Here is a 19,817-nt window from a genome sequence, read left to right as displayed (position 1 = left end):
CGCGCCCCCTTGCCAGCACCGTCAAACCGGGCAAGCCAGCGTCATCGCGAACGGGACGCGAACAGCGCCCCCGCCACCAGCGCAAGCCCGCCGACGATCACAATCGTCTGCCACGGATTTTCATGCACGTAGTGATCAGCGTCCGAGATCGCGACGCCCGCACGATCGCGCATCGCGTCGCGCGTGTCGTTCAGCCGCTCGCGCGCGGCGTCCAACTGTTTGCGCAGCCTGCCGCGCAAGGCCACGGCGTCGGCCTGCGTGCCGTCGGCCAAGGTCGATTCGAGTTCCGACAGCAGGGTGCGCAACTCGACCGCGATATCTTCGGCCGCGTGGCGGCTGTGGCGAGCGATGCGCCGCGCGCGGCGACTCGCGCTGGTCCAGGATTCGCCGAGGGCGTCTCGCGTATTTGGAAGTGCTGTCATGATCGCTCCGTCGATGAGTTGAAAGGCCCCGCGCATCGTCGCGCGGACACGCTATGCGCAGACGCAGTATCACGTCGTCGCGTAGGAAACGCCATCTAAACGCAACTTCGATGCCAAGCGCTGCATCGCCGGCACCGCTGCACGCGTGCGGCTCGCGACAGGATGGGGGGTGCCCGTATCGTCGCCGGATTTTGCACACGGACGCGCCGAATTCGCGTCAAATTTACAAACGCTGATGCCGGATGACGCTGCCATCCCGATGCAACAGAGACGCCAAATGCAAACGCCGTGATCGGTTCGATGACGGCGTTCCCCAGGTCGCGAAAATTCGACTACCCTAATTCAAGCTACCCGCTCTAGCGAAGCGTTAGAAACGGTAACCGACGTTGACGTAAGTGACGATCGGGTTCAGCTTGATCTTGGTTTGCGATTGCACGGTCAGCGTGCCGACCGGCGTGGTCGATGCCGAACTGAGCTTTGCGGTCGTGCTGAGCGGCACGTACGAGATCGACACGCCGGCGAACCAATGCTGATTGAAGGCGTACGTGAAGCCCGCATTAAACACAGGTTCCCACGAACTATCCGTCGACACACTGGTCGGACCATGCAGAACGTTGGCTTCGAATGCGCTGTTGGAAATGTGTTCGTCGGTGAACCAGATGCGGCTCACACCGAGACCGAGATACGGGCGGAACGAAGCGGTCGGCGCGTTGAAGTAGTACTTGAACAGCAGCGTCGGGCTCCACTGTTTGGCCTGCCCGAGCTTGCCGAACTGCGCGAAGCTGCCCGTGCCGTACAGATCGAAAGTAGGGGGGACGCCAATGACGAATTCGGTTGCGATATGGTCGGTGACGAAGTAGCCGGCGGTGAAACCGATGGTATCGGCCGAACTCAGCGAGGCACCGGTGTTGGCTTCGGTGATGTTGGTTGGGCTACCGCCAATGCTGGTCACGGTCAGTGGGTCGCTGCTCGATTGGGGCGCCAGATGGAACCAGCCCGTCGAGAAGTAAATGGTGCCGGCCGATTGTGCGTGCGCTGCCGTGCTCATGCAGGCTAGCACTGCCATCCCCGTTACGGCCTGTTTTAAGTTCATATGTGCTCCTCCAAAAAAGGCCCGCTCATTATGACTACAACGTTTGAAACAAACCATACGCGGCGGTTAGAGTTTTCTCCCTAAGCACCGCGTGGTTTCTGGCTTGGCCGCATGGCGCCGAACCTTGCGCCCATGCGGCTCTTCGGACCTTCGGGTATATACCAACGCGACTATTGGACACTCCAGCATGGCACGGCTTGCACGTCTTTATGTCCCCGACCAGCCGCAGCACGTCATCCTCCGCGGGCTCGACCAGCAGCCCGCCTTCGTCGACGACCAGGACTACGAGCTTTTCATCGACTGTCTGAAGGCGGCCTCCCGGGACCATCACCTTTCCATCCACGCTTACGCCTTGATGCCGGGCGCCGTGCAACTGCTCGTCACGCCCACCGAGGAGTCGAGCCTCCCCAAGGCGATGCAGGCCGTCGGGCGGCGCTACGTCGCGCACTTCAACCGGCGCTATGCGCGTCGCGGCACCTTGTGGGAAGGCCGTTACCGGGCCACCGTGATCGAGGGTGAGCGCTACTTCCTGCTTGCGAGCCGGGTCGTGGAAATGTGTCCGGTGCGCTTGGAACTGGTCAACGCGGCCGAGGATTATCGCTGGTCGAGCTACCGTCATCACATCGGCCTCACCCTCGACAGTCTGATCACGGATCACCCCCTTTACTGGTCGCTCGGCAATACGCCGTTCGAGCGACAGCGTGCTTATCGCGAACTGTGCGAGCAGCCGCTCGACGAGCGCGAGGCAAGTCAGCTCCAGCAAGCCACGTTGAAGGGCTGGGTGCTCGGCAGCGACACATACCGCGAATGGGCGGCGCGCGCCGCCAACCGACGTGTGTCACCCCTACCGCGTGGCCGGCCACGCAAGGTGCGCGAGACGCCGCATACGCAGTGAGGCGGCGGCAGGGCGATGCCCCGGCGGCGCCGATAGAGCCGCTTTAAATCCGATTAAAGCGTTTTGCGTCAAGGGACTGCATGAAGGCGGCATGTCGTATGCCGTTTTCTTTTGCCCCAAATTGATATGGCACCAATAAAAAACAATCGCGATGCACCAATTTGATAATCGGGGGCTGATCAATAGGTTTTATTTGCTATTTCCTTGATTCGTCGCGTATATTCCGATTTCCGACGCTTTTCGTCCCGCGCAGTCTTGCTGCGAGAAGAGCGCCGTCGCGGTCGCGAAGTGCACTGCGGCAAAAACAATGGTTTAACGGCCTGTCCGGCCTCCTCACAGACGGTGTCCCCATGAACGACCACCAGCAACCGATTCACCCGGTTCCCGCCGCCCAAGGTCTGTACGACCCGCAAAACGAGCATGACGCCTGCGGCGTCGGCTTCGTCGCTCATATCAAGGGCCACAAGAGTCACGAAATCGTCCAGCAGGGCCTGAAGATTCTCGAGAACCTCGACCACCGGGGCGCAGTCGGCGCCGATCCGCTGATGGGCGACGGCGCGGGCATCCTGATCCAGATTCCGGACGGCTTCTATCGCGAAGAGATGGCCCGGCAGGGTGTGACGCTGCCGCCGGCTGGCGAATACGGCGTCGGCATGATTTTCCTGCCGAAGGAGCACGCGTCGCGCATCGCCTGCGAACAGGAGCTCGAGCGCACGGTGAAGGCCGAGGGTCAGGTCGTGCTCGGCTGGCGCGACGTGCCGGTCGACCATGCCATGCCGATCTCGCCGACCGTGAAGGCGAGCGAGCCGCTGATCCGCCAGATCTTTATCGGCCGCGGCAAGGACATCATGGTGACCGACGCGCTCGAGCGGAAGCTGTACATCATCCGCAAGACCGCGAGCCATCGCATTCAGGCGCTGAAGCTCAAGCACGGCAAGGAATACTTCGTGCCGTCGATGTCGGCGCGCACGGTCGTCTACAAGGGTCTGCTGCTGGCGGGTCAGGTCGGCGTGTACTACCGCGACCTGCAGGACGACCGCACTATTTCGGCGCTCGCACTCGTGCACCAGCGCTTCTCGACCAACACGTTCCCGGCGTGGGAACTGGCTCACCCGTACCGCATGATCGCCCACAACGGCGAAATCAACACGGTGAAGGGCAACGTCAACTGGCTGAACGCGCGCACCGGCGCGATCGCCTCGCACGTACTCGGCGACGATCTGCCGAAGCTGTGGCCGCTGATCTATCCGGGCCAATCGGATACTGCATCGTTCGACAACTGTCTCGAACTGCTGGTGATGGCCGGCTACCCGCTCGTCCACGCGATGATGATGATGATTCCGGAAGCCTGGGAACAGCACACGCTGATGGACGAAAACCGCCGCGCGTTCTACGAATACCACGCCGCCATGATGGAGCCGTGGGACGGCCCCGCCGCCATCGCGTTCACCGACGGCCGCCAGATCGGCGCGACGCTCGACCGTAACGGTCTGCGCCCGGCGCGCTACATCGTCACCGACGACGACCTCGTCATCATGGCGTCGGAAGCCGGCACGTTGCCTATTTCCGAGTCGAAAATCGTCAAGAAGTGGCGTCTGCAGCCGGGCAAGATGTTCCTGATCGACATGGAGCACGGCCGCATCATCGACGACAAGGAACTGAAGGACAACCTCGCGAACGCCAAGCCGTACAAGAGCTGGATCGACGCCGTGCGCATCAAGCTCGACGAGATCGAGGCGAAGGCCGAAGACGTCGTGACGGAACGCCGCGAAGCTGCTGCGCTGCTGGATCGCCAGCAGGCGTTCGGCTACACCCAGGAAGACCTGAAGTTCCTGATGGCGCCGATGGCGCAAGCGGGCGAGGAAGCCGTCGGCTCGATGGGCAACGACTCGCCGCTCGCGGTCATGTCCAACAAGAACAAGACGCTCTATCACTACTTCAAGCAGCTGTTCGCGCAGGTCACGAACCCGCCGATCGACCCGATCCGTGAAAACATGGTGATGTCGCTCGTGTCGTTCGTCGGGCCGAAGCCGAACCTGCTCGACACGAACAACATCAACCCGCCGATGCGTCTCGAAGTGTCGCAGCCGGTGCTCGACTTCAAGGACATCGCAAAGATCCGCGCGATCGATCAGTACACGGGCGGCAAGTTCAGCTCGTACGAACTGAACATCTGCTATCCGGTCGCCTGGGGCAAGGAAGGCATCGAGGCACGCCTTGCGTCGCTGTGCGCGGAAGCCGTCGATGCGGTCAAGTCCGGCTACAACATGCTGATCGTGTCGGACCGCAAGACCGACCGCGACAACGTCGCGATTCCGGCGCTGCTCGCTACGGCCGCGATTCACACGCACCTCGTGCAGCAGGGTCTGCGCACGAGCACGGGTCTGGTCGTCGAAACCGGTTCGGCGCGTGAAACGCACCACTTCGCGCTGCTCGCGGGCTATGGCGCGGAAGCCGTGCACCCGTACCTCGCGATGGAAACGCTGAGCCAGCTCGCGGCCGGCCTGAAGGGCGACCTGTCGGCGGAGAAGGCGGTCTACAACTTCACGAAGGCAGTCGGCAAGGGCCTGCAGAAGGTCATGTCGAAGATGGGTATTTCGACCTACATGTCGTACACCGGCGCGCAGATTTTCGAAGCGGTCGGTCTTGCCGCGGATCTGGTGGCGAAGTACTTCCACGGCACGTCGTCGAAAGTCGGCGGCATTGGTCTGTTCGACGTCGCAGAAGAAGCGATCCGTTTGCATCGCGAAGCATTCGGCGACAACCCGGTCCTCGCGAACATGCTCGACGCGGGCGGCGAGTACGCCTACCGCGTGCGCGGCGAAGAACACATGTGGACGCCGGATGCGATCGCCAAGCTGCAGCACTCGGCGCGCAGCAACTCGTATCAGACGTACAAGGAATACGCGCATCTGATCAATGATCAGACCAAGCGCCACATGACCTTCCGCGGCCTGTTCGAGTTCAAGTTCGATCCGACCAAGGCGATCTCGCTCGACGAAGTCGAACCGGCGAAGGAAATCGTCAAGCGTTTCGCGACCGGCGCAATGTCGATGGGCTCGATCAGCACCGAAGCGCACGCCACGCTCGCCGTCGCGATGAACCGCATCGGCGGCAAGTCGAACACCGGTGAAGGCGGTGAAGACGCGAACCGTTATCGCAACGAACTGCGCGGCATTCCGATCAAGAACGGCGACACGATGAAGTCCGTGATAGGCGACGAAGTGGTCGTCGACATTCCGTTGAAGGAAGGCGATTCGCTGCGCTCGCGCATCAAGCAGGTCGCGTCGGGCCGCTTCGGCGTGACGGCGGAGTACCTCGCGTCGGCCGATCAGATCCAGATCAAGATGGCGCAGGGCGCGAAGCCGGGCGAAGGCGGTCAGCTGCCGGGCCACAAGGTGTCGGACTACATCGGCAAGCTGCGTTACTCGGTGCCGGGCGTCGGCCTGATTTCGCCGCCGCCGCACCACGACATCTACTCGATCGAAGATCTGGCGCAGCTGATTCACGATCTGAAGAACGTGAACGCGTCGTCGAGCATCTCGGTGAAGCTCGTGTCGGAGTCGGGCGTCGGTACGGTTGCCGCGGGTGTCGCGAAGGCGAAGGCCGACCACGTCGTGATCGCCGGTCATGACGGCGGCACGGGTGCATCGCCGCTGTCGTCGATCAAGCATGCGGGCACGCCGTGGGAACTGGGTCTCGCCGAAACGCAGCAGACGCTGGTGCTGAACCAGCTGCGCGGCCGTATCCGCGTGCAGGCCGACGGTCAGAATGAAGACCGGCCGCGACGTCGTGATCGGCGCGCTGCTCGGCGCTGACGAGTTCGGCTTCGCGACGGCGCCGCTCGTCGTCGAAGGCTGCATCATGATGCGCAAGTGCCATCTGAACACGTGCCCGGTCGGCGTCGCGACGCAAGATCCGGTGCTGCGCGCGAAGTTCCAGGGCCAGCCGGAACACGTCGTGAACTTCTTCTTCTTCATTGCGGAAGAGGCGCGCGAAATCATGGCGCAACTCGGTATCCGCAAGTTCGACGACCTGATCGGTCGCGCGGAACTGCTCGACACGAAGAAGGGTATCGAGCACTGGAAGGCGAAGGGCCTCGACTTCTCGCGCGTGTTCTATCAGCCGCAAGTGCCGGCGGAAGTCGCGCGCAAGCACGTCGACGTGCAGGATCACGGCCTCGACCGCGCACTCGATCACACGCTGATCGAGAAGGCGAGGGCCGCGATCGAGAAAGGCGAGCACGTGTCGTTCATCCAGCCGGTGCGCAACGTGAACCGCACGGTCGGCGCGATGCTGTCGGGCACGATCGCGAAGAAGTACGGCCACGAAGGACTCGCGGACGACGCGATCCACATCCAGTTGAAGGGCACCGCGGGTCAGAGCTTCGGCGCGTTCCTCGCGAAGGGCATCACGCTGGATCTGGTCGGCGACGGCAACGACTACGTGGGCAAGGGCCTGTCGGGCGGCCGCATCATCATCCGTCCGACCAACGATTTCCGCGGCAAGTCGGAAGAGAACATCATCTGCGGCAACACGGTGATGTACGGCGCGATCGAAGGCGAAGCCTTCTTCCGCGGCGTGGCCGGCGAGCGTTTCTGCGTGCGTAACTCGGGCGCGACGGCGGTCGTCGAAGGCACGGGCGACCACGGTTGCGAATACATGACGGGCGGCACGGTGGTCGTGCTCGGCGAGACGGGCCGTAACTTCGCGGCCGGCATGTCGGGCGGTATCGCGTACGTGTTCGATCCGGACGGCATGTTCGCGAGCAAGTGCAACAAGTCGATGGTCGCGCTCGAACCGGTGCTGCAACAGGCCGAACAGGAGCGCACGGTCGATCAGGGCGTGTGGCATCGCGGCACGACCGACGAAGCGCTGCTCAAGGGGCTCATCGAGCGTCACTTCCAGTTCACGGGCTCTCCGCGTGCGAAGGCGCTGCTCGAAAACTGGGACGCGGCACGCCGTCAGTTCGTGAAGGTGTTCCCGACCGAATACAAGCGCGCGCTCGGCGAACTCGCTGCGAAGAAGGCGAACAGCGAAGTGCTCGCCGCCTGAGCTGCCTTCACGGAAGTCACCTTTAGACGTACCCGCCGCGTTCCGACCAATCGACGCGCGGCGGGTCCAGATTACCCCTAGATACAGATAGAGAAGAGAACCACATGGGCAAGGCAACCGGTTTTCTCGAGTTCGAACGTCGCCACGAGACGTACGAGGCTCCGCTCACGCGTGTGAAGCACTACAAGGAATTCGTCGCGGCACTGACCGACGACGAAGCGAAGATTCAAGGCGCGCGTTGCATGGACTGCGGCATTCCGTTCTGCAACAGCGGCTGCCCGGTCAACAACATCATCCCGGACTTCAACGACCTGGTGTTCCGTCAGGACTGGAAGAACGCGATCGAAGTGCTGCATTCGACCAACAACTTCCCCGAGTTCACGGGCCGCATCTGCCCGGCACCGTGCGAAGCGGCGTGCACGCTCGGCATCAACGACGACCCGGTCGGCATCAAGTCGATCGAGCACGCGATCATCGACAAAGCCTGGACCGAAGGCTGGGTCGCGCCGCAAGCGCCGAAGCACAAGACCGGCAAGAAGGTCGCCGTGGTCGGCTCGGGCCCCGCGGGTCTCGCGGCCGCGCAGCAACTCGCGCGCGCCGGTCATGACGTGACCGTGTTCGAGAAGAACGACCGGATCGGCGGCCTGCTGCGTTATGGCATCCCCGACTTCAAACTGGAGAAGTGGCAGATCGACCGCCGCATGCGCCAGATGGAAGCCGAAGGCGTGACGTTCCGCACCAACGTGTTCATCGGCAAGCCGGACTCGCTGCCGGCGCACATCGGCAGTACGGCGAAGGAAACGATCACGCCGGCCGAGCTGAACGAACAGTTCGACGCGGTCGTGATCGCCGGTGGTTCCGAAACGCCGCGCGATCTGCCGGTGCCGGGCCGCGAGCTCGAAGGCGTGTATTACGCGATGGAATTCCTGCCGCAGCAGAACAAGGTCAACGCCGGCGACAAAGTGCCGAACCAGCTCGTCGCGAAGGGCAAGCACGTCGTCGTGATCGGCGGCGGCGATACCGGTTCCGACTGTGTGGGCACGTCGAACCGTCACGGCGCGAAGAGCGTCACGCAGTTCGAACTGCTGCCGCAGCCGCCGGAAGAAGAGAACAAGCCGCTCGTATGGCCGTACTGGCCGATCAAGCTGCGCACGTCGTCGTCGCATGAGGAAGGCTGCGAGCGCGACTGGGCGGTCGCGACCAAGCGTCTCGAAGGGAAGAACGGCAAGGTCGAGAAGCTGATCGCCGCGCGCGTCGAATGGAAGGACGGCAAGATGGTCGAAGTGCCGAACTCCGAATTCGAAATGAAGGCCGACCTCGTGCTGCTTGCGATGGGCTTCACGCAGCCGGTGTCGCCGGTGCTCGAAGCGTTCGGCGTCGACAAGGATGCGCGCGGCAACGTGCGCGCCACGACCGAGGGCGACAAGGCGTACTACACGTCGGTGAACAAGGTGTTCACGGCAGGCGACATGCGCCGTGGCCAGTCGCTCGTGGTGTGGGCGATTCGCGAAGGCCGTCAGTGCGCACGTTCGGTCGATGCGTTCCTGATGGGGCATTCGGAACTGCCGCGTTAAGCGTCTTCAGCCGGTGTGCGTGCCTGGAGTTCCAGGTCGCGCGCGCCGGCCACGATTTGCAGGAAGACGTGGAGACGACAAGGCGCCCCATGAAGGGCACCTGTAGCGGGAAAGCAATGCAGTAAAAAAGAAACCGGGCTCGCCTGAAAGGGGGAGCCCGGTTTTCTTTTATCTCGTCGCGGTGCGTTATGTCCGCCTCATTGGCGATAGCGCGCGAGCGTCAGACCGTCGAGATCGATCTCCGGTTTGCGCTGCGCGATCAGATCCGCGACCACGCGCGCCGAGCCCATCGACATCGCCCAGCCTGTCGAGCCGTGCCCGAGGTTCAGCCATAAGTGGTCGATGTTGCACGGGCCGAGCAGCGGCGCGCCATCGGGCGTCATCGGCCGGCGGCCGACCCAGAAGTGCGCGGAAGTCGGATTGGCCGCGTGCGGAAACCAGTCGCGCAGCACTGTGAGCAGCGTTTGCAGCGCCTGCTCGCGCAACGTCGTCTGGCGATTGCCGAGCTCCGCCGTACCCGCGATGCGCAGGTTGTTGCCGAAGCGCGTGATCGCCGTCTTCAGCGATTCGTCCATCAGTGCCGCACGTGGCGCTTTTTCCTCGTCGGTCACAGGCAGCGTGGCCGAATAGCCCTTCACCGGATAGAGCGGCACCCTCACACCGAGCGGCGCGAGCAACGCCGCGCTATCGACGCCGAGCGCGACGACCACCGCGTCGGCCGGCAGCGTCTGCGCACCCCGCTCGCTTTGAATACGCACGCCGCGCACCGTCGCTCCCTCGACATCGAGCGACGTGACGCGCGTGTCGAAGCGAAAGCTCACGCCATTGCGTTCACAGATCGCGCGCAGTTCGCGGGTGAAGCGCGCGCAGTCGCCGGCTTCGTCGTCGGGCAGATAGAGGCCCGAGAACGGCGCCTGACGCGCCCAGTGCAGACCGGGCTCGATCTCCGCGCACTGCGCGGCGCTGACTTCCCGATGCACGATGCCCGCATCGCGCAGCACAGCGAGCGCCGGCTGCGCGAGTTCGACGTCGTACTCGCTGCGAAACAGTTGCAGATAGCCCTGGCTGCGGCCGTAGTCGAACGGATGACGGCCGCGGAATTCGTGCAGGCAAGCGCGGCTGTAGTACGCGATGCGCTGCATACGCTGCTTGTTCACGCGAAAGCGGTCGAGGTCGCACTCGCGCAGCCAGCGCGCGATCCAGCGCCATTGGGCCGGATCGAGCGTCGGCCGGAAGATCAGCGGCGAGGCCGGCTTGAACAGGTACTTGAGGATTTTCGCCGGCATGCCGGGCGCGGCCCATGGCGTCACGTAGCCCGGCGCGATCACGCCGGCGTTGCCGAAACTCGTGGACAGGGCGACGTCGGGTTCGCGCTCGATCACCGTCACGTCGCAGCCTTGCTGGCACAGATAAAAAGCAGTGGCGACGCCGATGACGCCGCCGCCGAGTACGATCGTTTTCATGATTGGGAACTGCGGTTTCAGACAATCTCAAGCGGCGGAGCCGGCCGCCCCGAGTACCTTGCCCTTCGTTTCCGGCAGGCACAACGCGGCGACGATCACGAGCAGATACCCCGAGCCCGCGACGATGCCCATCGCCTTCACGAGCGTCATCGTCTGTGCGAAGGTGCCGACGAGGATCGGGAAGAACGAACCGAGCCCGCGCCCGAGGTTGTAGCAGAAGCCTTGCCCCGAGCCGCGGATTTCGTTCGGATACAGCTCCGACAGATACGCGCCGATGCCCGCGAAAATCCCCTGCACGACGATGCCGAGCGGGAAGCCGAGCGCGAGCATCATCGCGTCGGTGATCGGCAGCATCGTGTAGACCATGCCGAGCACGAACGAGCCGACCGCGAACAGCACGAACGACGCGCGCCGGCCGATCCTGTCGCACAGAATCGCGCCGACGATATAGCCGGCGAACGAGCCGACGATCAGCACGATTAGATAGCCGCTCGTATTGAACACCGACAGATGGCGCTCCGTCTTCAGATAGGTGGGCAGCCACGTCGTGATCGCGTAGTAGCCGCCGAGCATGCCGGTGCACAGCGCGCTGCCGAGCACAGTTGTCTTCAGATGCTCGGCTGAGAAGATCTGCATGAAGTGCGACGTGTTGATGCCGCTTTCGCGCGCGCGACGCGTCGCGACAAAGATGTCGGGGTCGCTGACGTTGCGGCGGATATAGATGATCCATGCGGCGGGCAGCAGGCCAACCCAGAAGCACGCGCGCCACGCGTACTGTTCCGGCAGCAGCGCGAACGCCGCCCAGTAGACGATCGCCGCGGCCGCCCAGCCGAACGACCAACTGCTCTGCACGGTGCCGACCGCCTTTGCGCGATGCTGTGGCGAGCGGATCGTCTCGGCCATCATGATCGTCACGACCGACCACTCACCGCCGAAGCCGATGCCCTGCAGCGTACGCGTGGCGAGCAACTGCCAGAACGACTGCGTGAAGCCAGACAGGAACGTGAAGATCGCGAAGGTGGCGATCGTCCATTGCAATATACGGATGCGGCCGTGGCGATCGGCGAGAATGCCGGCGAGCCAGCCGCCGATCGCCGACGAAATCAGCGAACTGGTGGCGATCATGCCTGCTTCGCTTTTGCTCATGCCCCACGTCGCGATCAGCGTCGGAATGAGGAACGAGTAGATCATGAAGTCGAACGCGTCGATCGCGTATCCGCCGAAACCGGCGAATAGCGTGCGATGCTCGCGCGGGGTCAGCTCGGTGAACCATTGGAGAGAAGACATGTTTTGTTGTGGTCTCCAGGTTTCTTGTGCCTGCGGGGGCCGGATGGGTGGGTGTCCGTATTCTACGGGGATGCGGCGTCGTGAGGCCAGTTGGGGTCAAAAAGGGCGTGCGCGCGGTAACGACCGATAAGGCACCGCAAGGGAACGGAAATCAGTGGGCCAACCGACCCTCTTTTTTCTTACTATCCCCTACGATGTAGCGCAAAACTTCCTGGTCAACGTTAAACTGCGTCTGCAGCCCCGGCTGCCCCACGCAATCCTCCTATACACCTGTCGCCCCGATGTCCGTTACCGCGAAAAACCGTTCGCCTATCCGCGCCCTTGCGAGCACGACCGTGCCCGTGGAGCGCGGCATGCCCGGCGAAGCGTCGGCGGCGCGGCGACGCTTTCTGAGGGGTTCGGCCGGTGCGATGCTGGCCGCGGGTTTCGGCAGCACGCTGCTGTCCGCCTGCGGCGGTAGTCTCGAAGCCGATCAGCCGGCTACGCCCCGGCTCGTGTCGGTCAGCAACTTCCGCGATGTCGGCGGCGCGGGTGCCGGCTATCTGACCGTCGACGGCAAACAGATGCGGCGCGGCGTGTTCTATCGCGCGAACGCGCTGACGCTGAGCGGCACCGACACGGCGACGCTCGACAAGCTCGGTATCGTGTCGGTCTATGACCTGCGCACGCCCGCCGAAATCGCACGCATCGCCGACGTGCTGCCGAGCGGCGCGACATCCTCGACGCTGAACGTTCTCGGCATGAACGACTTCGTCGCACCCCCGGTCAATTCTCCCGTCGACGCCGTCGCGTTCATGCAGGCGCAAGCGCGCGGGTATGTGACGGGCGGCCCGCAGCGAGCCGCCTATGGCGCGTTGCTCGGCGCGCTCGCCGACGGCACGGGCGCGCAGCTATTCCACTCGAACGCGGGCAAGGATCGCGCGGGCTGGGTCGCGGCGCTGCTGCTCAGCATCGCCAACGTTCCGCTCGACGTGATCATGCAGGACTACCTGCTCAGCAACGTCTATCTCGCGCCATCGATCGCAGCGCAAACCACCACACTGCGCGCGCAGGAAGGCGCGGCCATTGCGACGGCGAGAGCGCCGTTGCTCGACGTCGACGAGAATTATCTGCAGGCGGGCTTCGACCAGGTGCAGGCGAGCTACGGCACGATGGCGAGCTACCTGACACAAGGCCTCGGTCTTTCCACGGCGACGGTCGACGCGCTGCGCAATCGGCTCGTGCATTGACGCGCTTCGCTGGCGCGCTTTGTTGGCCTTCCTACAGCGCAAAAAAAAAGTCCGCCGCAGAGGTGCGAGCGGACCGGGAAGGGCTGCATCGAGGTTGCCGAGGGCGACTATAAGGCCGCAACCCGCGCGACAGTCGATGCGGTAAGGGCAGGTAAGTGTCCGGTCCGCGCCGCGTTTGCCTGCGAGCATCCTTAAGACAGCGCCGGGTCCACCGGCAATTCCATCCTTACTTCGAGCCCCCCCTGCGCGTGATTGCGCACGAAGCAGCGTCCACCGCGATCGTGTGCGAGCCGCGCGACGATCGCGAGACCGAGCCCGCAATGGCCTTCGCCGCCGCGCGCGGCGTCGAGCCGCACGAACGGCTTCATCGCCGCAGCAATGCGGTCGTCGGGAATGCCGGCGCCGTGGTCGCGCACGCTGATCGTCCAATGACGGTCGTTGCACGCGGTCGAGATTTCCACCGGCGGCATGCCGTGTTCGAGCGCGTTGTCGACGAGGTTCGTCACCAGCCGGTCGAGCAGCGTGCGCGGCAGCGTGAACGAGGGGCCGGCGCGCAGATCGAGCGCGAACAGCGGGGTTTCGGCGGGGTCCGCCGCTTCGGCGGTTTCAGCGGCCTCCGCGTAATCGCCCGAGGAAAACTGCTCGCGCAAGAACTCGTCGACTTCGACGGGCGGTCCGGCGTCCGCCGATTGGCCCGCGAATTCGAGGAACTGCTGGACGATGTTGGTCAGGGAATCGACGTCGCGGATCAGGCCCGCGCGCTCGTTTTCGTCGACCAGCACGCTTGCGCGCAGCTTCAGGCGCGTGAGCGGCGCCTTCAGATCGTGCGCGACGCCGGCGAGCATCACCGCCTGGTCGTCGCCGGCTTCGTTCAGGCGCCGCATCATGTCGTTGAATGAGCCGATCAGGTCACGCAGCTCGCGCGGGCCCTGCACCGGCACGGGTTCGGGCCGGCCGCCCGAGCCGAACGCGCGCGACGCATCGGCCACGCGCGACAACGGCCGTTGCATCTGCCACACCGCGAACAACGACAGGATCAGCCCGGCGACCAGCATCGACACCGATTCGATCAGAAAACGCGGCGGCGGCGGCAGGTCGACCGGCACGACGACCCAGTTCGACTTGCCCGGGACCAGCACCCACAGTTGCGGCGGACGCAGATCGTCGACGGCGATCTGCGTGCCGGCCGGCAGGTTCTCACGCAGGTGCCGGCTCAGTTCGACCACCATATGCTCGTGCGGCTCGCGCAGATGCACGCTGGTCGGCATGTTCCAGGTGGGCACCAGATGCACGCGCATCGCCGGCGCGAGCGCGGCGCCCTTGATCGGCTCGCCGTTGATCGCCTGCAGCACGAGCAGAATGCCGCGCGCGAAGCCGTCGATTTCGTGGCGCGGCGGCTGCATCGTCACCAGCACGAACCAACTCGCCTGAATCGCGAACAGCACCGCCGCCGACAGCAACGCCATTCTGCCGAACAGCGTGTTCAGCGGATTTCTCATGCGCTCGGGGCGGCCCCGTCCTCGAAGGGTGTGCCGTTGGCGTCGGGCACGAACACGTAGCCCTTGCCGCGCACCGTTTGCACGTAGCACGGGTTCGACGGGTCGTCCTCGATCACGCGGCGCAGGCGCCAGATCGGTACGTCGAGGCTACGGTCGCGGAACGCGAGGTTGTCGCGATGCACCAGATCGTGAATCAGCACGCGCGACAGCACCTTGTACGGATTGTTGACGAAGATCTTCAGCAGCGCGAATTCGCTGTCGCGCAGCGGCAGCTTGGCGTCGTCGCGGGTCAGCGAGCGCGTGGCGAAGTCCAGTTCGAATGGACCGAAGCGATAGCGCTTGCGTGCTTCGGGCGCGCTCGTGGTGGACGGCCCGCGCCGGCGCAACACGGTCTGGATCCGCACGAGCAGTTCGCGCGGATCGAACGGCTTGGTCAGATAGTCGTCCGCGCCGAGCGACAGGCCGACGATGCGGTCGGCCACCGTGCCGCGCGCGGTCACGAAGATCACCGGGATGTCGTCGCCGGCGGCGCGCAACGCGGTGAGCGCGCGCAGGCCGTCGGTGTTCGGCATCATGATGTCGAGCACGACGACCGACGGTCGCTCACGCTCGAGACGACGCTGCAAATGGGTGCCGTCATGCAGCACGGACGCATCGAAGCCGTTCGACTGCAGAAACTTGCAAAGCAGATCGCGTACGACCGGATCGTCGTCGATGATAAGGACCTGTGGATTCATGGCGAAATTCTAGACTGGCCCGCCCAACGCGCGACCGGGCATTTCCTTACCAACGCTTACTGTGTGCCGCTCGGTGCTGGCGGGCTTGCGCCGGGGCTGATCAGCGAAGGTTCAGCGCTTACTTTAGCACTGCCTGATCCGGCTCTGCGCGACGACAGCCACGCGATGACAACGGTTGGCAAGCACTCGAAAGCCCTCGCAAGCCCCGGGAACGGATCGTAACAACCGCGCGAAAGCGTGCTTTGCTTCGCCCATCGTCGGCACCCGCGCGGCGCGATGATTCGTTCCGCAGCAAGTCGCGCCGCACGCCGAACGAGGCCCGCTGCCTCGGACGACGGCACGCGGCGTTCAACCGACACCGGTGCGCAATGCGCACCTTCGCGAGGTCCATCATGACGATCCACAATACGCTCAGTTCCACGCCTTGCTCCTCGCTGGCGAATAAGCCCGCCACAGAGAAATCCGCCGGTTCAAGCTCCACGGGCGCAGCGGCGAAATCGCAGCAGAGCGCCGGGCTCGGGCAGCCTGCACTGCCTGCGCCGGGCACGGGGCTCATCGGCCATCTGGTCAACACGACTGCGTGAGTCGGCGAGGTCCGCGTGCCGTTATCCAGAACTACTGAGCAGCGGCGGCGCGCCGTGGCGTGGCTCGTTGCCGGCGCGCTGCTATTGCCGCTCGGCGGCTGCGGCGCCGCGGCGCTGCCGTGCCGGGCCACGGCGGCGACCCTGAAAGTGCTGCCGGTCGTCGGCCATGCGGCGGCGACGCCTTTCGACATGTGCGCTTCCGCGATCGATTGAATCATGACGCTCACCCGGATGGTTGGTGCACTGATGCTGCTCGGCGGCGTGCTGTCGTGCGCCGCGCATGCACAGCTCGTCGCGCGCAGTGCGAAGGCGGCCAGCGCGGCATCGAATAGCGTCGTCACCGACACGCGGCGGCGCTCGCCGGACGCGCCGTTTTCGTTTCGCGGCGTCGCGCTCGGCATCACGATCGACGAATTCCGCGCGGGCTCGACCGTGCGCGCGACGCCGGTCGGCAGCGTGCCGATCTGCGAGACGGACGTGCAGGCCGGAGCGCTCGGCATGCGGCTGAAGTCGCACGATAGCCTGAGCGTCGCGTGCCGCTGGGCGCATCGCGATGATGAACGCTGGGCGGTGTCGCAGGCCGTGGTCGATGGTGCGCCGGCGCTCGAACACGTGATGCGCTTCGCGCGCATCGACGGGCAGGGCGCGCTGCGTCTCTATGAGATGTCGTTCGTGATCGACGAACTGACCGCGGAGGATCTGCGCGTCGCGCTCGAGGATCGTTACGGGCCGCCGCGTCTCGCGACCCGCAACGCGGCGGCGCCGGGCGCGATGCCGATGTACGTATGGGAGAACGCGGTGAGTTCGATCACGCTGTGCTTTCTGCCCGGCAGCCGCAACGGCACGCTCACGTATCTGCTGAAGGGCTCGGATGCGTGGATGAAAGCGGTCGTGCGGCAGTGGCAGGCGAGCGGCGCCGACGCGGGCTGACGATTGCCAGGCAACCCTGATTACCGGTGCGATCCCAACGCCGAAACCGGGCGGTGTCCGGATAGGCCGCCTCACTTCGACTCCTTTCATCCTTTCCGCCACGGAGCCAGCATGACCGCGCTACGTCTCACCCTCGTGCTCGGCGCCGCGAGCTGTCTCGCGGCCTGTTCGAGCGCGCAGACCAGGTCGATCGTCGAAACGCCGATGGCGCCGCCGCTCGCGTCCGCACCGTTGAACGTCAACACGCAAGGCGCGATCTATCAGGCCGGCACGCCGCTGCTGCTGTATGAGACGCCGCGCGCGCAGCACGTCGGCGACGTGCTGACGATCCGGCTGTCGGAATCGTATAGCGGCAACAACAGCGCGAGCGCGTCGGCGAACCGCACGAGCAGCATCACCGCGACTGCCGCGGATCAATCGACGAATGCCGCCGCGCGACTCGCCAAACTGTTCAACATCGGCTCCGCCAGCACCGACTACAAAGGGCAGGGCAATCTGAGCGACATCAGCGACATGACGGGCACGCTAGCCGTGACCGTGATCGGCACGGTGTCGGGCGGCAATCTCGTCGTGTCAGGCGAGAAGGTGATCGCGATGAGCGGGACCGGCGACCGTCTTCGACTCTCGGGTATCGTCAATCCTAAGGACATCGAAGCAGGCAATTACGTCGCGTCGAGCAAGGTCGCGAACGCGCGCATCGAGCAGGCGGGCCTCGGCATGGTCAACGATGCGACGACGATGGGCTGGCTGCAGAGGATGTTTCTGAGTGTGCTGACGTTTTGACCGTCAGCCGGGTCAGCGCGGTGCGCGCGACACCGCGCCGCGCGTTACGTGCGACGCGTGGGCGGCATCAACCGGCTTCGACCATCAGGCGCCGCTAACCGAGCGGCGGCGCAAGCCCGCGTTCGGCCGCGCCGATCTCGCCGTCCGGCACGAACACGTAGCCGCGTCCCCACACGGTCTGCACGTAGCGCGGTTCCGACGGGTCCACTTCGATCAATCGACGCAAGCGCCAGATCGATACGTCGAGACTGCGATTGCGATGCGCTTCGCTATTGCCATGCAGTTTTTCGAGCAGCTGCGCACGCGTGAGCACGGTCATCGCGTGCGTGACGAACACTTTCAGCATCGCGAATTCGCTCGAACGCAGCGTGATGCGTTCGCCGTCGCGGCGCAGTTCGCGCGCGGGGAAGTTCACTTCGAAGCGGCCGAAATGATAGGGCGCGCGCTGTTCGGGCGCGCCCGGCGCGATCGAGCCGCGACGCCGCAGCACGGTGCGAATCCGCGCGACGAGCTCGCTCGGTTCGAAAGGCTTGCCGAGATAATCGTCGGCGCCGAGTTCGAGGCCGATCACGCGATCGATCGGATCGGCGCGCGCGGTCAGCAGGATCACGGGAATGTCGTCGCCGGCGACACGCAAGGCGCGCAGCGCACTGATGCCGTCGAGCTCCGGCATCATGATGTCGAGCACGACGAGCGCGGGACGCTCCTGCTGCAATCTGCGCTGCAACGCCAGGCCATTTTCCAGCGTGGCGACCTTAAAGCCGCGGCCGTGCAGATATTCGCTGACGAGCTCGCGTACGACGGGATCGTCATCGACGATCAGGATGGTCTGGTTCATTCAGGTCATCTTAGTGATGCGCACGGGCCGCGCAAAGCGTATACCGCTTTCCAATCCTTTCCCGTGTAAGGCGCTGCAAGCGAAAGCAAAGCCGCGAGCACTCAGTGGGGCGGCGGGAAGGCCAGCGAGGTTTGCAGGGTCTGCCGTTGCTGCGCTTGACGCGGGAAATCGGTCCGATCGACCACCATCCGCTCGATCAGTCCGCCGAGCTTGACCGAGGCCGACGAAAAACGGTCGGTGTTCAGGCCGCCGGTCTGATAGCGCGCGGTGACCAGAATGCGGCCACTCTGGATCAGCGTCAGATCGATGATCGACAGGTACTGGATCGATTCGTCGCTGAACGAGCGGCGGCCATAGTCGATCGCGGCGTTGTAGACGAGCCGCGCTTCGCAGCCGGCCGGCGAGGTGCCCGGATTGTAGACGTCCGAACGAATACCGCGCCGCTCGAGCGCGAGCTGCAGCGCCGGCACGAAATCGCCGACCGACACCGTCGGGTTCACTTCGATGCAGAGGTGCTGCAAATCCGCGGGGCGCCCGTTGACGAAGGTCGGCGACGAGTAGTTCGACGCGATCGCGTAGCCGGCCTGGATGACGGAGCCGGTGGCGTCGGCGGCATGGATCAGCGTCCAGGCGCAGCCGTCGAGCGCGAGCGTCAGCGTCGCGGCGAAGGCGGCGAGGGCGCAACGACGCCGGCATATCAGCGAGGCGACCGGACACAGGCGCGAATGCCTGGTTGCCGCTGGCGCGCGCACGGTCGGCGACGAGGTCATGAGGCAGCGCCCGATCCCGGTCACGAAGTGCGATGGAGCATCAAAAGCAGCGACGGCCGCGCGCTCATCGCGTCACGCGCAGTCGCAGTTCGTTCTGACCTTGCACGCTCGCGGTGACGTTCACGCGACGGGCGTCGGTGGTCACGACGAAATGCTGGCGCACGGGTGTGTTGACGTCGTGCACGACGCGCGGAAAGCAGGCGGCGATGTCGGCGCCGAGTTCTTCGAGCGGATCGTTGATGACGCCGTCGGCTTGCCAGTGCGCGCGCCAGTGGCAGTCGTACGCGTGCGGGCTGGCGCGGCAATCGTCCGTATTGGATACGCCCGGCAGTTGCGCGGCGGTCTCGTTTGGCAGTCGCCGGAAATCGCTCGCATCGACGATGTGCGTGAGCGCCGCGCAGATATCGGCGGGTTGGTTCGGCACGGTCGTTTGCGCGGCATCGACGGCGTTCGTGAGCAGCAGCGCCGCGCCGCAGGCGAGCGCGATGCGCGGGAGCAAAGACGGGAGCAAAGGTGAAACACGGCGAGCGAATGACATGGGCGAGGAGTCCGAAGAGCGGTTGCGATGAAAGACGTGACTGACATCAACGAAGGCCGGCGCATGGCGCGGCCCGTACGACTATCGTCGCTGCTCGCAGGCATTTTCAAAGCGCGGAAC

General features: G+C 64.7%; 16 protein-coding genes and 1 pseudogene. 8 read left to right on the top strand and 9 right to left on the bottom strand.

All coding sequences use genetic code 11. From position 1 onward, the window contains the following. Nucleotides 1–41: 41 nt before the first annotated feature. Both OKW41_RS39140 and OKW41_RS39135 read right to left on the bottom strand, forming a co-directional pair. On the bottom strand, nt 42–422 hold the full coding sequence (locus OKW41_RS39140) for a DUF883 family protein (RefSeq protein ID WP_429451982.1): 381 nt from the start codon (nt 420–422) through the stop codon (nt 42–44). Nucleotides 423–789: 367 nt separating this feature from the next. Further along, the gene (locus tag OKW41_RS39135; protein ID WP_429575818.1) at nt 790–1,515 is read right to left on the bottom strand and encodes an OmpW/AlkL family protein; all 726 of its coding nucleotides are present in this window, start codon (nt 1,513–1,515) and stop codon (nt 790–792) included. Between the two features lie 187 nt (nt 1,516–1,702). Here OKW41_RS39135 and OKW41_RS39130 point away from each other — a divergent pair, with 187 nt between their 5' ends. From OKW41_RS39130 to OKW41_RS39120, 3 genes and pseudogenes are all read left to right on the top strand, one after another. Then, on the top strand, nt 1,703–2,410 hold the full coding sequence (locus OKW41_RS39130) for a transposase (protein WP_018420184.1): 708 nt from the start codon (nt 1,703–1,705) through the stop codon (nt 2,408–2,410). A gap of 350 nt (nt 2,411–2,760) precedes the next feature. After that, nucleotides 2,761–7,465, top strand: a pseudogene (locus OKW41_RS39125) (glutamate synthase-related protein). Nucleotides 7,466–7,569: 104 nt separating this feature from the next. Beyond that, a complete protein-coding gene (locus OKW41_RS39120; RefSeq protein ID WP_429575817.1) occupies nt 7,570–9,039 on the top strand; it encodes a glutamate synthase subunit beta in 1,470 nt (489 codons plus the stop codon). 197 nt (nt 9,040–9,236) lie between these two features. On the opposite strand, the gene OKW41_RS39115 is transcribed toward OKW41_RS39120, so the two are convergent. Both OKW41_RS39115 and OKW41_RS39110 read right to left on the bottom strand, forming a co-directional pair. Then, a complete protein-coding gene (locus tag OKW41_RS39115; protein ID WP_429575816.1) occupies nt 9,237–10,502 on the bottom strand; it encodes a D-amino acid dehydrogenase in 1,266 nt (421 codons plus the stop codon). A 27-nt stretch (nt 10,503–10,529) separates the two neighbouring features. Beyond that, nucleotides 10,530–11,789, bottom strand: coding sequence for an MFS transporter (locus tag OKW41_RS39110; RefSeq protein ID WP_429451973.1), 1,260 nt, complete (start codon nt 11,787–11,789; stop codon nt 10,530–10,532). A gap of 353 nt (nt 11,790–12,142) precedes the next feature. On the opposite strand from OKW41_RS39110, the gene OKW41_RS39105 reads away from it, so the two are divergent. Beyond that, nucleotides 12,143–13,018, top strand: a complete 876-nt coding sequence (locus OKW41_RS39105; RefSeq protein ID WP_429575815.1) for a tyrosine-protein phosphatase — start codon at nt 12,143–12,145, stop codon at nt 13,016–13,018. Nucleotides 13,019–13,209: 191 nt separating this feature from the next. Here the strand turns inward: OKW41_RS39105 and OKW41_RS39100 are convergent, their stop codons facing one another. Both OKW41_RS39100 and OKW41_RS39095 read right to left on the bottom strand, forming a co-directional pair. After that, a complete protein-coding gene (locus OKW41_RS39100; protein WP_429451969.1) occupies nt 13,210–14,517 on the bottom strand; it encodes an ATP-binding protein in 1,308 nt (435 codons plus the stop codon). After that, nucleotides 14,514–15,254, bottom strand: coding sequence for a response regulator (locus OKW41_RS39095; protein ID WP_429451967.1), 741 nt, complete (start codon nt 15,252–15,254; stop codon nt 14,514–14,516). The genes OKW41_RS39100 and OKW41_RS39095 overlap by 4 nt, the downstream gene beginning before the upstream one ends. A gap of 392 nt (nt 15,255–15,646) precedes the next feature. On the opposite strand from OKW41_RS39095, the gene OKW41_RS39090 reads away from it, so the two are divergent. The 4 genes from OKW41_RS39090 (at nt 15,647) to OKW41_RS39075 (ending at nt 17,551) form a co-directional block, all read left to right on the top strand. Then, the gene (locus OKW41_RS39090; protein WP_429575814.1) at nt 15,647–15,838 is read left to right on the top strand and encodes a hypothetical protein; all 192 of its coding nucleotides are present in this window, start codon (nt 15,647–15,649) and stop codon (nt 15,836–15,838) included. A 15-nt stretch (nt 15,839–15,853) separates the two neighbouring features. After that, nucleotides 15,854–16,051 carry a DUF6726 family protein gene (locus OKW41_RS39085; RefSeq protein WP_429575813.1) on the top strand — a complete coding sequence of 66 codons (198 nt, stop codon included), beginning with the start codon at nt 15,854–15,856 and terminating at the stop codon, nt 16,049–16,051. Between the two features lie 3 nt (nt 16,052–16,054). Further along, nucleotides 16,055–16,768, top strand: a complete 714-nt coding sequence (locus OKW41_RS39080; protein WP_429451963.1) for a hypothetical protein — start codon at nt 16,055–16,057, stop codon at nt 16,766–16,768. Nucleotides 16,769–16,879: 111 nt separating this feature from the next. Further along, a complete protein-coding gene (locus OKW41_RS39075) occupies nt 16,880–17,551 on the top strand; it encodes a flagellar basal body L-ring protein FlgH (protein WP_429575812.1) in 672 nt (223 codons plus the stop codon). 94 nt (nt 17,552–17,645) lie between these two features. Here OKW41_RS39075 and OKW41_RS39070 read toward each other — a convergent pair whose 3' ends face one another. The 3 genes from OKW41_RS39070 to OKW41_RS39060 all read right to left on the bottom strand — a co-directional run bounded on the left by OKW41_RS39070 (nt 17,646) and on the right by OKW41_RS39060 (nt 19,697). Beyond that, the gene (locus OKW41_RS39070; RefSeq protein WP_184035709.1) at nt 17,646–18,389 is read right to left on the bottom strand and encodes a response regulator; all 744 of its coding nucleotides are present in this window, start codon (nt 18,387–18,389) and stop codon (nt 17,646–17,648) included. 101 nt (nt 18,390–18,490) lie between these two features. Beyond that, on the bottom strand, nt 18,491–19,159 hold the full coding sequence (locus OKW41_RS39065) for a hypothetical protein (protein ID WP_429575811.1): 669 nt from the start codon (nt 19,157–19,159) through the stop codon (nt 18,491–18,493). A gap of 64 nt (nt 19,160–19,223) precedes the next feature. Then, nucleotides 19,224–19,697, bottom strand: coding sequence for a hypothetical protein (locus OKW41_RS39060; protein ID WP_429451955.1), 474 nt, complete (start codon nt 19,695–19,697; stop codon nt 19,224–19,226). Nucleotides 19,698–19,817: the final 120 nt, after the last annotated feature.

Source organism: Paraburkholderia sp. UCT70, assembly GCF_050434085.1.
Taxonomy (GTDB): domain Bacteria; phylum Pseudomonadota; class Gammaproteobacteria; order Burkholderiales; family Burkholderiaceae; genus Paraburkholderia; species Paraburkholderia tuberum.
This window is presented reverse-complemented; position numbering and strand designations above follow the sequence as displayed.

Coding starts and splice junctions, on each gene's coding strand:
- OKW41_RS39105 (WP_429575815.1), top strand. CDS start 12,143: ATGCCCGGCGAAGCGTCGGCGGCGCGGCGACGCTTTCTGAGGGGTTCG.
- OKW41_RS39140 (WP_429451982.1), bottom strand. CDS start 422: ATGACAGCACTTCCAAATACGCGAGACGCCCTCGGCGAATCCTGGACC.
- OKW41_RS39075 (WP_429575812.1), top strand. CDS start 16,880: ATGACCGCGCTACGTCTCACCCTCGTGCTCGGCGCCGCGAGCTGTCTC.
- OKW41_RS39120 (WP_429575817.1), top strand. CDS start 7,570: ATGGGCAAGGCAACCGGTTTTCTCGAGTTCGAACGTCGCCACGAGACG.
- OKW41_RS39095 (WP_429451967.1), bottom strand. CDS start 15,254: ATGAATCCACAGGTCCTTATCATCGACGACGATCCGGTCGTACGCGAT.
- OKW41_RS39060 (WP_429451955.1), bottom strand. CDS start 19,697: ATGTCATTCGCTCGCCGTGTTTCACCTTTGCTCCCGTCTTTGCTCCCG.
- OKW41_RS39115 (WP_429575816.1), bottom strand. CDS start 10,502: ATGAAAACGATCGTACTCGGCGGCGGCGTCATCGGCGTCGCCACTGCT.
- OKW41_RS39130 (WP_018420184.1), top strand. CDS start 1,703: ATGGCACGGCTTGCACGTCTTTATGTCCCCGACCAGCCGCAGCACGTC.
- OKW41_RS39110 (WP_429451973.1), bottom strand. CDS start 11,789: ATGTCTTCTCTCCAATGGTTCACCGAGCTGACCCCGCGCGAGCATCGC.
- OKW41_RS39100 (WP_429451969.1), bottom strand. CDS start 14,517: ATGAGAAATCCGCTGAACACGCTGTTCGGCAGAATGGCGTTGCTGTCG.
- OKW41_RS39090 (WP_429575814.1), top strand. CDS start 15,647: ATGACGATCCACAATACGCTCAGTTCCACGCCTTGCTCCTCGCTGGCG.
- OKW41_RS39070 (WP_184035709.1), bottom strand. CDS start 18,389: ATGAACCAGACCATCCTGATCGTCGATGACGATCCCGTCGTACGCGAG.
- OKW41_RS39135 (WP_429575818.1), bottom strand. CDS start 1,515: ATGAACTTAAAACAGGCCGTAACGGGGATGGCAGTGCTAGCCTGCATG.
- OKW41_RS39080 (WP_429451963.1), top strand. CDS start 16,055: ATGACGCTCACCCGGATGGTTGGTGCACTGATGCTGCTCGGCGGCGTG.
- OKW41_RS39065 (WP_429575811.1), bottom strand. CDS start 19,159: ATGACCTCGTCGCCGACCGTGCGCGCGCCAGCGGCAACCAGGCATTCG.